We start from the raw sequence: 11,838 nt of genomic DNA, 5'->3' as shown, positions 1-11,838 counted from the left end.
CTCAGACGCCGGGGGTGTGCACGGCTCCGGGGACCTCGACGGCAGCGACGGACTCCACGTGCATTCGATCGGGCAGTCCGGGGGCGCCCCCGCAGCTTGCGGGGGCCTCCCGGTCCGCGTCCGGTACGGCGGTCACCCGCACGTGCCAGCGCCGACCGTCGGCGTGCCCCACGGTGACCGACCACCGGCCCGTACCGGCCGCCTCGCAGGCGAGCACGTCCACGGCGTCCGCTGCCCGCTCCCCGGCCAGTTCCCGTACGGCGAGGTCCGCCGCCTGACCGGGCCGCTCCCACGCCGAGCGGCCCCGGCAGTCCTCGAGGGCCACCCACCCGTCACGTGCGGCCTCGATCACCGCCTTCGCGGTGTGGGCCGCGCACCGGCCGTACGCGTAGCCGTGGGGCAGCACCAGCATGGTGGGGGCGAACCGGTGTCCGCCCAGGTGGGTGACCTCCCAGACGTCGGCGTCGGTGGAGGCGGCCAGTTCCGCGGCGAGCGGCCTGCCGCGCACCGCGCAGCACCGGTCGCGCCTGCCGTTCGTGCACACCAGCGCGAGCGGAGCACCGCGATGCTCCTGCCACTCCGGACCGGCGCCGCCGGCATCCCCCTGGCCGAGGGCAGCGAAGTCGAGGCGGTCGAGCTCCGACGGAGCCGTCCGTGCCGCCAGAACCCACGACCTGCCCGGCACGGTGTGGGCGAGGAACATTCTGCGCGCCCCGGAGTCTCCCGCGTCCGGATGGGGTCCGGGGCGGCGGATCAGAGCGACGCGCGCCCCGTGCTCGGTCGCCGACTCGTCCAGCCGCCTGCCCAGTTCCGGGTCCAGGTGGCTCGCGGTGAGGGCTTTGGCGCCCCACGGTCCCGGTTGTTCGACGAGGAGCCACGTACGGGCCGTGGCGGCGGTTGCGGCGAGGGGCTCGCCCCGAGTCAGGGATTCCGTGGCGCACGTTCTCACGCGGCCGAGCCTAACGCCGCCCCCGCCGCGCCGCTCCCCCGACCTGCTGCCGTCCACGTCGGCAGTGCGCCTCGGCTACGATCGGTCGCCGTCCCGTACCCCGTCGCGACAGCGTCGCGTCCCGTCGTGCTGGAGGTCTGCCGTGACGACCCGCCGGATTCCGGTCGTCGTGCTGGCCGGGTTCCTCGGATCCGGAAAGACCACGTTGCTGAACCACCTGCTGCGTACCAGCGGCGGCACCCGCATCGGTGCCGTGGTCAACGACTTCGGCAGTATCGAGATCGACGCCATGACCGTGGCCGGCCAGGTGGACTCGATGGTCTCGCTCGGTGACGGGTGCCTGTGCTGCGCGGTGGACACCGAGGATCTGGACGAGGTCCTGGACGTCCTCGCGCGGCCGTCGACGCGCATGGACGTCATCGTCGTGGAGGCGAGCGGGCTGGCCGAGCCGGAGACCGTGATCCGGATGATCCTCGCGAGCCGCAACCCGCACATCGTGTACGGGGGCCTGGTGGAGGTGGTGGACGCCGCTGAGCACCGGGCGACGCGGGAGCGGCACCCCGAACTGGACCGTCACCTGCGGGCCGCCGATCTGGTGGTGCTCAACAAGACCGATCGTGCCGGGGTGCACGAACTCGAGGAACTGGCGGAGCGCCTGAGACGCCTGAGCCCCGCCGCACCGGTGGTCCGTGCCGCCCACGGTCGCATCGACCCCGAGCTGCTGTTCGACCGGGTCGAGCGGGAGCGCCCCGCCGTAGAACAGCTCTCCTTCGACATGCTGCTCCGGGAGGGCCCGCACGGCAGCGAGGACGACGACGGGTGCGGACACGTCCATTCCGGCTACGACAGCGTGGAGTTCACCTCCCGGGATCCGCTGGAGCCGGGACGGTTGCTGGAGTTCCTGGACCAGCGTCCCGTCGGCATCTACCGCATCAAGGGGTTCGTCGACTTCGGGGCGGTGGACCCGGTGCACCGGTATGCGGTGCACGCCGTCGGCCGGTTCCTGCGCTTCACTCCGGTCGGGCGGGCGTCCGCGGGGGCGCCGGGCACGCAACTGGTGCTCATCGGCTCCGGGGTGGACGGGGACGCACTCCGAGCGGGCCTCTCGGCGTGCGTGACGCACGGGGGCGGGACCACGACCGCCGACCGGCACGCGCTGTGGGGGATCCTGCGGTACGTCGACGATTCCGCGGCGGGGGAACCGGAGCAGCCCGGCGTCGGCGACGCCGACGGCGCGGACGAGTGGGACGGTCTCGACGAGGACGAACTGGCCCGCCCCTGAACGACCGTTCAGGGGCGGGCCAGTACGGGGCGTGCGGTGCCGGCGCTACACCGGTCCGCAGAGTGCCGACACCTCCGAGGCCGGCGGCACCCCGGAGCCGTCGCGCCGCGGATCGAGCTCCGGCAGTTCCGCGGGCTCACCGTTCCGTGTGGCCGCCCGGGCGGGCGCCGCCACGACCCAGGCGGACGTCAGTCTGTCCTCGCCCTTCAGGAAGCGCTGGCACCGCACGCCGCCGGTCGCCCTTCCCTTCCGCGGGAACTGGTCGAACGGTGTCAGTTTGGTCGAGGTGGCTCCCTCGTCGAGGGTTTCGCCCGAGCCCGCGACGGTGAGGACCACGGCGTCCGTGGCAGGGTCCACGGCACCGAACGACACGACCCGTGCTCCCTCGCCGAGTTTGATTCCCGCCATGCCGCCTGCGGCACGGCCCTGCGGGCGCACCTGCCCGGCCGGGTAGCGCAGTAGCTGCGCCTCGCTGGAGACGAACACCAGATCCTCCTCGCCGGTGCGCAGTTCCGCGCCTCCCACGATCCGGTCGTCCTCCTTGAGGGTGATGACCTCGAGTTCCTCCTTGTGTGCCGGATAGTCCGGCACCACCCGCTTGACCACGCCGTGCGCCGTGCCGAGCGCGAGCCCGGGGGACGACTCGTCCAAGGTGGTCAGGCAGATCAGTGACTCGTCGGGTTCCAGCGTCAGGAACTCGGAGAGTTGCGCGCCGCCTGCCAGGTTCGGGGTGCCGCCGGTGCTCGGGAGCTGCGGCAGGTCGACCACGGTGAGCCGCAGCAGACGGCCGGTGGAGGTCACCGCGCCCACCTCGCCGCGCGTGGTCGCCGGTACCGCGGACACGATCACGTCGTGCTTGGCGCGCGCGGTCTGCGTTCCGGGGGCGACGCCGCCGTCGCCGTTCTCGGTGCGTGCCAGCAGACCGGTGGAGGAGAGCAGCACCCGGCACGGGTCGTCCGCGACCTCCAGCGGCATCGCGGCGGCGGGTGCGTCCGCGGACTCGAGCAGCTCGGTGCGCCGCTTGGTGCCGTGCTTCTTCGCCACCGCCGCCAGTTCCGAGGAGACCAGCTTGCGCAGTTCGGCGTCGGAGTCGAGGACCTTCGTCAGGTCTGCGATCTCTTCGCGCAGCCGATCCCGTTCCGATTCCAGTTCGATCCTGTCCAGGCGCGTCAGCCGGCGGAGCGGCGTGTCCAGGATGTACTGCGTCTGGATCTCGGAGAGCTGGAACCTCTCCTGCAGCGCCCGCTTCGCCTCCGCCGCATCGTCGCTGGCGCGGATCAGGCGGATGACCTCGTCGATGTCGAGCAGGGCCACGAGCAGGCCCTCCACCAGGTGGAGCCGGTCGCGCCGCTTGCGGCGGCGGAACTCGCTCCGCCGCCGCACCACTTCGAACCGGTGGTCGATGTAGACCTCGAGCAGTTCCTTGAGCCCGAGGGTGAGGGGCTGGCCGTCCACCAGGGCGACGTTGTTGATGCCGAAGGACTCTTCCATCGGCGTCAGCTTGTAGAGGTGGGTGAGTACGGCCTCCGGGTTGAAACCGTTCTTGATCTCGATGACCAGGCGCAGGCCGTGCTCGCGGTCGGTGAGGTCCTTGACGTCCGCGATGCCCTGCAGCTTCTTCGCGTTGACGAGGTCCTTGATCTTGGAGACGACCTTCTCCGGGCCGACGGCGAACGGCAGTTCGGTCACGACCAGGCCCTTGCGGCGTGCGGTGACCTGTTCGACGGACACCGTGGCGCGCATCTTGAACGAGCCGCGGCCCTTGGCGTAGGCGTCCCGGATGCCCTCCAGGCCGACGATCCTCCCGCCGGTGGGCAGGTCCGGCCCGGGGACGAAGCGCATCAGCGTCTCGAGGTCCGCGCCGGGGTGCTTGATCAGGTGCCGGACGGCCGCGACGACCTCGCCCAGATTGTGCGGTGCCATGTTCGTCGCCATGCCCACGGCGATGCCGGAGGCACCGTTGACGAGCAGGTTCGGGTAGGCCGAGGGGAGGGCGAGCGGTTCGGACTCGCTGCCGTCGTAGTTCGGGCGGAAGTCGACCGTGTCCTCGTCGATGGACTCCACCATGAGGCCCGCGGCAGGCGTGGCGCGGCACTCGGTGTACCGCATCGCGGCCGGTGGGTCGTCGTTGCCGAGGGACCCGAAGTTGCCGTGCCCGTCCACCAGCGGCACCCGCATCGAGAACGACTGCGCCATGCGCACCAGGGCGTCGTAGATGGCCGAGTCGCCGTGCGGGTGGAGCTTTCCCATCACCTCGCCGACGACGCGCGCGCACTTGACGTAGCTGCGCTCGGGGCGCAGACCCATCTCGTGCATCTGGTACAGGATCCGGCGGTGCACCGGTTTCAGGCCGTCGCGGGCGTCCGGCAGGGCGCGCGAGTAGATGACCGAGTAGGCGTACTCCAGGTAGGAGCCCTGCATCTCGTCCACGACGTCGATGTCGAGGACGCGTTCCTCGAAGTCGTCCGGAGGCGGGGTCTTCGTACTGCGGCGGGCCATCGCGGCGGTCGCTCCTTCGTGCGGGTGGTCGTCGACGAGGTGGATCCGATGCGGACCATTGTGGCGCGTGGGTCCGTCACACGGGCGCGCGGCCCGATCGTGGTTCCCCTGGGCACGTACCGTACGGGAACTTCGCTCGTCGTCCGTGCGCTTGCATACAGTGACGGGAAGAATCACCTCTCGCGATCGAAGGGACTCCTCGCCCATGGGTCACACGGCCACGCCCCCGTCCGCCACGGGCGGATTCACAGCGACCGAGCACCGGCTGGCCAACGGCCTGCGCGTGGTGCTCTCCGAGGACCACCTGACCCCTGTCGCCGCCGTCTGCCTCTGGTACGACGTCGGCTCCCGGCACGAGGTGAAGGGGCGGACAGGCCTGGCGCACCTCTTCGAGCACCTGATGTTCCAGGGCTCCCGCCAGGTTCCCGGCAACGGCCACTTCGAGCTGGTGCAGGGTGCGGGCGGCTCGCTGAACGGCACCACCAGTTTCGAGCGCACCAACTACTTCGAGACCATGCCGGCCCACGAACTGGAGCTGGCGCTCTGGCTGGAGGCGGACCGGATGGGCTCGCTGCTGGCGGCCCTGGACGAGGAGTCCATGGAGAACCAGCGGGACGTGGTGAAGAACGAGCGCCGCCAGCGGTACGACAACGTGCCGTACGGCACCGCCTTCGAGCGGCTCACCGCCATGGTGTACCCGGAGGGCCACCCGTACCACCACACGCCCATCGGATCGATGGCGGACCTGGATGCCGCCACGCTGGAGGACGCCCGGCAGTTCTTCCGCACCTACTACGCGCCGAACAACGCGGTGCTCTCCGTCGTCGGCGACATCGACCCGGAGGCCACGCTCGCCTGGATCGAGAAGTACTTCGGTTCCATTCCCGGGCACGGCGGGAAGCAGCCCCCGCACGACGGTTCGCTGCCCGACGTCCTCGGCGAGGAGGAGCGGGAGGTGCTCCACGAGGACGTGCCCTCCCGCGCCCTGATGGCCGCCTACCGCCTGCCGCACGACGGCGCACGCGAGTGCGACGCCGCGGACCTGGCGCTGACGGCGCTCGGCGGCGGCGAGTCCTCGCGGCTGCACAACCGTCTGGTGCGCCGGGACCAGACCGCGGTCACCGCCGGATTCGGCCTGCTGCGGCTCGCGGGAGCGCCCTCCCTCGGCTGGCTCGACGTCAAGGCCTCCGCGGGCGCCGACATCGCCGACATCGAGGCCGCCGTCGACGACGAGCTCGCCCGGTTCGCCGCGGAGGGCCCCAGCGAGGAGGAGATGGAGCGCGCCCAGGCCCAGCTCGAGCGGGAGTGGCTCGACCGGCTGGCCACGGTGGGCGACCGCGCCGACGAACTCTGCCGCTACGCGGTCCTCTTCGGCGATCCGCAGCTCGCCCTCACCGCCGTCGCACGGGTGCTCGACGTCACCGCCGAGGAGGTGCGCGAGGTGGCCGCAGCGCGACTGCGCCGGGACAACCGGGCCGTCCTGGTGTACGAGCCGACGGCGCCCGAGGAGACCACCGAGACCACCGACACCACAGCCCAGGAGACCGGCCAGTGAGCAACACGACCGAGACCGCAGGCGTCACGATGGACTTCCACCCGCAACCCCGCGGCGGCGAGCCGAAGCCGTGGGCGTTCCCGGCTCCCGAGCGGGCCACCCTCCCCAACGGTCTGACGGTGCTGCACTGCCACCGTCCGGGCCAGAAGGTCGTGGCCGTCGAGGTCAACCTGCCGGCGCCGCTGGACGCCGAACCCGAGGGGCTCGACGGCGTCGCGACCATCATGGCGCGGGCACTCGCCGAGGGGACCGACAAGCTCGACGCCGAGGCGTTCGCCGCCGAACTGGAGCGCTGCGGCGCCACGCTCGACACGCACGCCGACCACCCGGGCGTCCGCGTGTCGCTCGAGGTGCCCGCCTCGCGTCTCTCCAAGGCCCTCGGGCTGCTGGCGGACGCGCTGCGCGCCCCTGCCTTCCGCGAGGACGAGGTCGCGCGGCTGGTGCGCAACCGCCTCGACGAGATCCCTCACGAGCTGGCCAACCCGGCACGTCGCGCGGCCAAGGAGCTGTCCCGGCAGCTGTTCCCGGCCGACTCCCGCTTCTCCCGCCCCCGGCTCGGCACCGAGGAGACCGTGGAGCGCATCGATGCCGCGGCGGTGCGCGCCTTCTACGAGCAGCATGTGCGACCGGCGACGTCCACCGCGGTCGTGGTGGGGGACCTCACCGGGATCGAGCTCGACGCGGCCCTCGCCGACACGCTGGGCGCCTGGACCGGGGCGGCCGCCGAACCGCGGCCGGTTCCGCCGGTCACCGCCGACGACCGCGGCCGGGTCGTCATCGTGGACCGCCCGGGTGCCGTCCAGACGCAGCTGCTCATCGGGCGCGCCGGCGCGGACCGGCACGACCCTGTCTGGCCCGCCCAGGTTCTCGGCACCTACTGCCTCGGCGGGACGCTGACCTCCCGCCTGGACCGGGTGCTGCGTGAGGAGAAGGGCTACACCTACGGCGTCCGGGCCTTCGGGCAGGTACTGCGGTCCGCTCCGGACGGCACGGGCGCGGCGCTGCTGGCGGTCAGCGGATCCGTCGCCACGGACGTGACCGGCCCGGCGCTCGCCGACCTGTGGCAGGTGCTGCGCACGCTCGCCGCGGACGGACTCACCGACGAGGAGCGGGACTTCGCGGTCCGCAATCTCGTGGGCGTGGCGCCTCTGCGGTACGAGACTGCCGCTGCGGTCGCGGCCACGCTCGCCGACCAGGTCGAGCAGCACCTCCCGGACGACTACCAGGCGACCCTGTACGCCCGTCTCGCCGAGACGGGCACGGTGGAGGCCACGGCAGCGGTCGTGAACGCCTTCCCGGAGGACCGGCTGGTCTGCATCCTGGTCGGTGACGCCGAGCAGATCGCGGGTCCGGTACGCGAGCTCGGCATCGGCGAGGTGTCCGTGGTGTCCGGGAGCTGACCGCCGGACGCGCGCGACCGAGCGCGGCTCCCCGGCGTCCGGGCGGCACCGGGGAGCCGCGCTGTGTCCGTTTCGTTCCCGGACGTCCGGTGCCGGATGTGGCGTCGGCGACAACCAACCGTTTCCGTTTGGTGCTTGACAGGCGACCCCTCTAGCGTCTCCCCGGCCCACGCCCGACGTGCCGCGACCGCGGCCTGCGTGGAGCCGGAAAGGAGCCCGACGCAGCATGGCGTCCAACTCTGGCCCCGGGAGGAAGCGCACGCCCGGGAACCCTCGTCGCCCCGGCCGCACCCGCCGCACGCGTGCCAGGATCGTCGGCGTGGCCGGGCTCGCCACCGCGGCCGTCGGCTCCCTGACCACTCCGGCCGCCGCCGTTCCCGGCCCGGCGACCGCGGGTGAGGCACCCGCCGGCGCCGACCGTGTCCTGGTCGCCGACGTCGGGCTCGACGACGCGGCCGGTGTCGCCGAGTCCCTCGCCGAGTCGCTCGCCGGACAGGCCCGGACCCAGCGGCGCGCGGCAGCCGCCCACGCCGCGCAGGAGGCGGCGGAGCGTGCCGAGGCACGCCGCGAACGGGCACAGGAGGCCCGCGCGGAACGTGCCGCCGAACGCGCGGCGCTGCGCCGCCACGTCCTTCCGGTACAGGGCTCCTACGTCTCCACCGCCTACGGTGCCGGCGGCGGCCAGTGGTCCTCCGGCGCCCACACCGGTGTCGACTTCCACGCCGCGTCCGGTACCCGCGTGGGCTCCGTCGCCGTCGGCGAGGTCGTGGAAGCGGGATGGTCGGGCTCCTACGGCTACAACGTCGTGATCCGCCACCGGGACGGGATGTACACGCAGTACGGCCACCTCTCGTCGGTTTCCGTCGGCGTCGGTGCGCAGGTGTCCGCGGGGCAGCAGATAGGCCTGTCGGGATCGACCGGCAACACCACCGGCCCCCACCTGCACTTCGAAGTGCGGACCGGCCCGGACTACGGCTCGGACGTGGACCCGCTCGCCTACCTGCGCAGGTACGGCATCGCCGTCTGACGGGCGGCGGTACGGCGCGGCGCGGCTCAGGCCTCGTCGGGCAGGGCCTCCAGCCCCTCGGTGACGAGCTTCGCCAACCGGTCCAGTGCGGACCGTTCCGCCGGGCCGTCGCCCTCCGAGGCGAGCACGATCTCGTCCCCCTGCTCCGCGCCCAGCGCCAGCACCCCCAGCATGGACGACGCGGACACGGCCGCCCCCTCGCCCCTGCGTACGGTCACCGGCACCCCCAGGGCGGTCGCCGCGCGGCAGAAGAGGGCGGCGGGGCGGGCGTGCAGCCCCTCCGCCCAGCCGACGGCGATGCGGCGTTCGGCCATGATCTCCTCCTGGTCTCTCCCGAGGCATGTCGGGGCGCCGGGCACCGGCGCACCGTCCCACGACACTACGCCGCCCCGGTCGTACGCTGTGCCCATGCGGACTCCGGCGGAGCGTGCCTACCCCACCCACTGGGAAGCCGACGTCGTGCTGCGCGACGGCGGCACGGCACGGATCCGGCCCATCACGGAAGACGACGCGGAACGGCTCGTCGCCTTCTACGAGCAGGTGTCCGACGAGTCGAAGTACTACCGGTTCTTCGCCCCCTACCCCCGTCTCTCCGACCGGGACGTGCACCGGTTCACCCACCACGACTACGTCGACCGTGTCGGTCTCGCCGCCACGGTGCGCGGCGAGATCATTGCCACCGTGCGCTACGACCGCATCGGCGCGGGCGGCCTGCCCGCATCGTCCGGCACCGACGGCGGGGAGGGGGACGAGGCGGAGGTCGCGTTCCTCGTGCAGGACGCCCACCAGGGCCGGGGGCTCGCCTCCGCGCTGCTGGAGCACATCGGCGCCGTGGCGAGGGAGCGGGGCATCCGCCGCTTCTCGGCCGAGGTGCTGCCCGCCAACACCAAGATGGTCAAAGTGTTCACGGACGCCGGCTACTCCCAGCGGCGCAGCTTCGAGGACGGCTCGGTCCACCTGACCTTCGACCTCGAGCCCACCGAACGCTCGCTCGCGGTGATGCACGCCAGGGAGCAGCGGGCGGAGGGGCGTTCGGTGCAGCGGCTGCTCGCACCCACCTCGGTCGCCGTCGTCGGGGTCAGCCGCGGCCCGGGCGGGGCCGGACGCACCGTGCTCGACAGCCTCCGCGCCGCCGGCTTCACCGGAAGCGTGCACGCGGTGAACCACGCGCTCCGGGACGGCGACGGACTCGCCGGGGCGGCCGCGTTCCGCTCGGTGCGCGACATCCCCGGGAGCGTCGACCTGGTGGTGGTCGCGGTGCCGGCCGACCGCGTCGCGCCCGTCGTCGACGACTGCGGCGAGCACGGCGTGCAGGGACTGGTCGTCCTCTCGGCGGACTTCAGCCGCGAGGGTCAGCGGGAACTCGTCCGGCACGCGCGGTCGTACGGCATGCGCGTCATCGGCCCCAACGCGCTCGGCATCATGAACACCGCACCCTCGGTCCAGCTCAACGCCACTCCCTCGCCCCGCCTGCCCCGGCGCGGCAGGGTCGGACTCTTCACCCAGTCCGGCGCCATCGGGATCGCGCTGCTCGAAGGGCTGCACCACCGCGGGACCGGACTGTCCACGTTCGTCTCGGCGGGCAACCGCGCCGACGTCTCCGGCAACGACGTGCTGCAGTTCTGGGACGAGGACCCCGACACCGACATCGCGCTGATGTATCTCGAGTCCATCGGCAATCCACGGAAGTTCACCCGCATCGCCAAGCGCCTCTCGACGCGCAAGCCCGTGGTGGTCGTGAAGGGCGCCCGGCACAGCGGCAGCGCACCGCCGCCCGGCCACGCGGCGCCCGCTTCGCACACGCCCGCCGCCACCGTGTCCTCCCTGCTGCGACAGGCCGGCGTCATCACCGTCGACACCGTCACCGAGCAGGTCGACACCGGTGTTCTGCTCGCCTCCCAACCGCTGCCGGCGGGGCCGCGGATCGCGGTGCTGGGCAACACCGAATCGCTGAACCTCCTGACCCACGACGCCTGCCTGACCGACGGGCTGCGGCCGCTGCCCGGCCGCGATCTCACCACCTCGGCCACTGTCGCGGACTTCTCGGACGCCGTTCGCGAGGCGCTCGCCGACACGGGCAGCGACGCCGTCGTCGTCACCGCCATCCCCGGGGTCGGCGCCATCCCCGCGGCGGAACTCGCCGCCGCCCTCGCGGATGCCGCCGAAGGCGCCGGGAAGCCCCTCGCGGTCGTGCACCTCGCCCTCGAGGGACTCGACGGCGCCCTGGCCCGACACGGTGTTCCCAGCTACCCGGCGCCCGAGCGCGCGGTGCGCGCACTCGCGCACGCCGCACGGCACGCCGCCTGGCGCAGGGACGCCCGAACCCCCGGCCGCCTGCCGGAGTTCGATGCCGACGAGGCGGCCGCCCACCGCCTGGTGGCCCGGGCCGCACGCGGCGGCGAAGGGGAGGAGGACCACCCCGGCGTCCCGCTGGACCCGGCCGACACGGCCGCCCTCCTCGGCCACTACGGCGTCGCGGTGCAGCCCACCGCTCCCGCCGGGACCCCCGACGAGGCGGTGGCCGCCGCACGCCGGCTCGGCTACCCCGTCGCGCTGAAGACCACCGCTCCCCACCTGCGCCACCGCGCGGACCTGGGGGGCGTACGGCTCGACCTGTCGGGCAAGCAGCAGCTCCGCCGCGCCTACGCGGAACTCACGGCGGACCTGGGAAGCCCCCGGGAGCTGCGGCCCGTCGTCCAGGCCATGGCCCCCCGCGGCGTGGACACCGTGGTCCAGGCCGCTGTGGACCCCTCCGTCGGCGCGGTGCTCTCCTTCGGTCTGGCAGGCGCTCCCTCGGAGCTGCTCGGCGACACCGCCCACCGCCTGATCCCCGCCACCGACCGCGACGTCTCCGGGCTCGTCCGGGCTCTGCGCTCCTCACCCCTCCTGTTCGGCTGGCGCGGTGCGCAGCCCGTCGACACGGACGCCCTGGAGGACCTGCTGCTCCGCGTGTCGCGCCTGCTCGAGGACCATCCCGAGGTCGTGGCGGTCGACCTGGAGCCGGTGGTGGTCGCCCCGCGCGGCCTGACGGTGCTCGGCGCCGCGGTCCGCGTCGCGGAGCCGCCACCGCGTGCCGACCTGGGGCGCCGCACCCTTCCCGCCTACTGAGCGCCCGGGCGCGGTCTG

The 11,838-nt window shown here is 73.1% G+C and carries 8 protein-coding genes; 5 read left to right on the top strand and 3 right to left on the bottom strand.

The window, feature by feature from the left end:
- Position 1 precedes the first annotated feature (1 nt).
- Entirely contained in the window at positions 2 to 949 is a 948-nt protein-coding gene (locus tag ACL06G_RS02755; protein WP_412785045.1) for a ferredoxin family protein, read from the bottom strand.
- 142 nt (positions 950 to 1,091) lie between these two features.
- Between ACL06G_RS02755 and ACL06G_RS02750 the strand changes: the two genes are divergently transcribed.
- Positions 1,092 to 2,231 (top strand): CobW family GTP-binding protein, encoded by a 1,140-nt coding sequence (locus ACL06G_RS02750; RefSeq protein ID WP_412835324.1) that lies wholly within the window; start codon positions 1,092 to 1,094, stop codon positions 2,229 to 2,231.
- A gap of 45 nt (positions 2,232 to 2,276) precedes the next feature.
- On the opposite strand, the gene ACL06G_RS02745 is transcribed toward ACL06G_RS02750, so the two are convergent.
- A complete protein-coding gene (locus tag ACL06G_RS02745) occupies positions 2,277 to 4,730 on the bottom strand; it encodes a DNA gyrase/topoisomerase IV subunit A (protein WP_412835323.1) in 2,454 nt (817 codons plus the stop codon).
- Positions 4,731 to 4,935: 205 nt separating this feature from the next.
- Between ACL06G_RS02745 and ACL06G_RS02740 the strand changes: the two genes are divergently transcribed.
- The 3 genes from ACL06G_RS02740 to ACL06G_RS02730 all read left to right on the top strand — a co-directional run bounded on the left by ACL06G_RS02740 (position 4,936) and on the right by ACL06G_RS02730 (position 8,712).
- Positions 4,936 to 6,285: a M16 family metallopeptidase gene (locus tag ACL06G_RS02740; protein ID WP_412785042.1), complete on the top strand. Its 1,350-nt coding sequence runs from the start codon at positions 4,936 to 4,938 to the stop codon at positions 6,283 to 6,285.
- 29 nt (positions 6,286 to 6,314) lie between these two features.
- Positions 6,315 to 7,685 (top strand): M16 family metallopeptidase, encoded by a 1,371-nt coding sequence (locus ACL06G_RS02735; protein ID WP_412785100.1) that lies wholly within the window; start codon positions 6,315 to 6,317, stop codon positions 7,683 to 7,685.
- A gap of 226 nt (positions 7,686 to 7,911) precedes the next feature.
- A complete protein-coding gene (locus tag ACL06G_RS02730; RefSeq protein WP_412835322.1) occupies positions 7,912 to 8,712 on the top strand; it encodes a murein hydrolase activator EnvC family protein in 801 nt (266 codons plus the stop codon).
- Positions 8,713 to 8,738: 26 nt separating this feature from the next.
- On the opposite strand, the gene ACL06G_RS02725 is transcribed toward ACL06G_RS02730, so the two are convergent.
- On the bottom strand, positions 8,739 to 9,026 hold the full coding sequence (locus ACL06G_RS02725) for an HPr family phosphocarrier protein (protein WP_412785040.1): 288 nt from the start codon (positions 9,024 to 9,026) through the stop codon (positions 8,739 to 8,741).
- A gap of 94 nt (positions 9,027 to 9,120) precedes the next feature.
- Between ACL06G_RS02725 and ACL06G_RS02720 the strand changes: the two genes are divergently transcribed.
- The gene (locus tag ACL06G_RS02720) at positions 9,121 to 11,820 is read left to right on the top strand and encodes a bifunctional acetate--CoA ligase family protein/GNAT family N-acetyltransferase (RefSeq protein ID WP_412835321.1); all 2,700 of its coding nucleotides are present in this window, start codon (positions 9,121 to 9,123) and stop codon (positions 11,818 to 11,820) included.
- Positions 11,821 to 11,838 lie beyond the last annotated feature (18 nt).

The sequence above is a fragment of the Streptomyces callyspongiae genome (genome assembly GCF_047200695.1).
Classification (GTDB): Bacteria; Actinomycetota; Actinomycetes; order Streptomycetales; family Streptomycetaceae; genus Streptomyces.
This window is presented reverse-complemented; position numbering and strand designations above follow the sequence as displayed.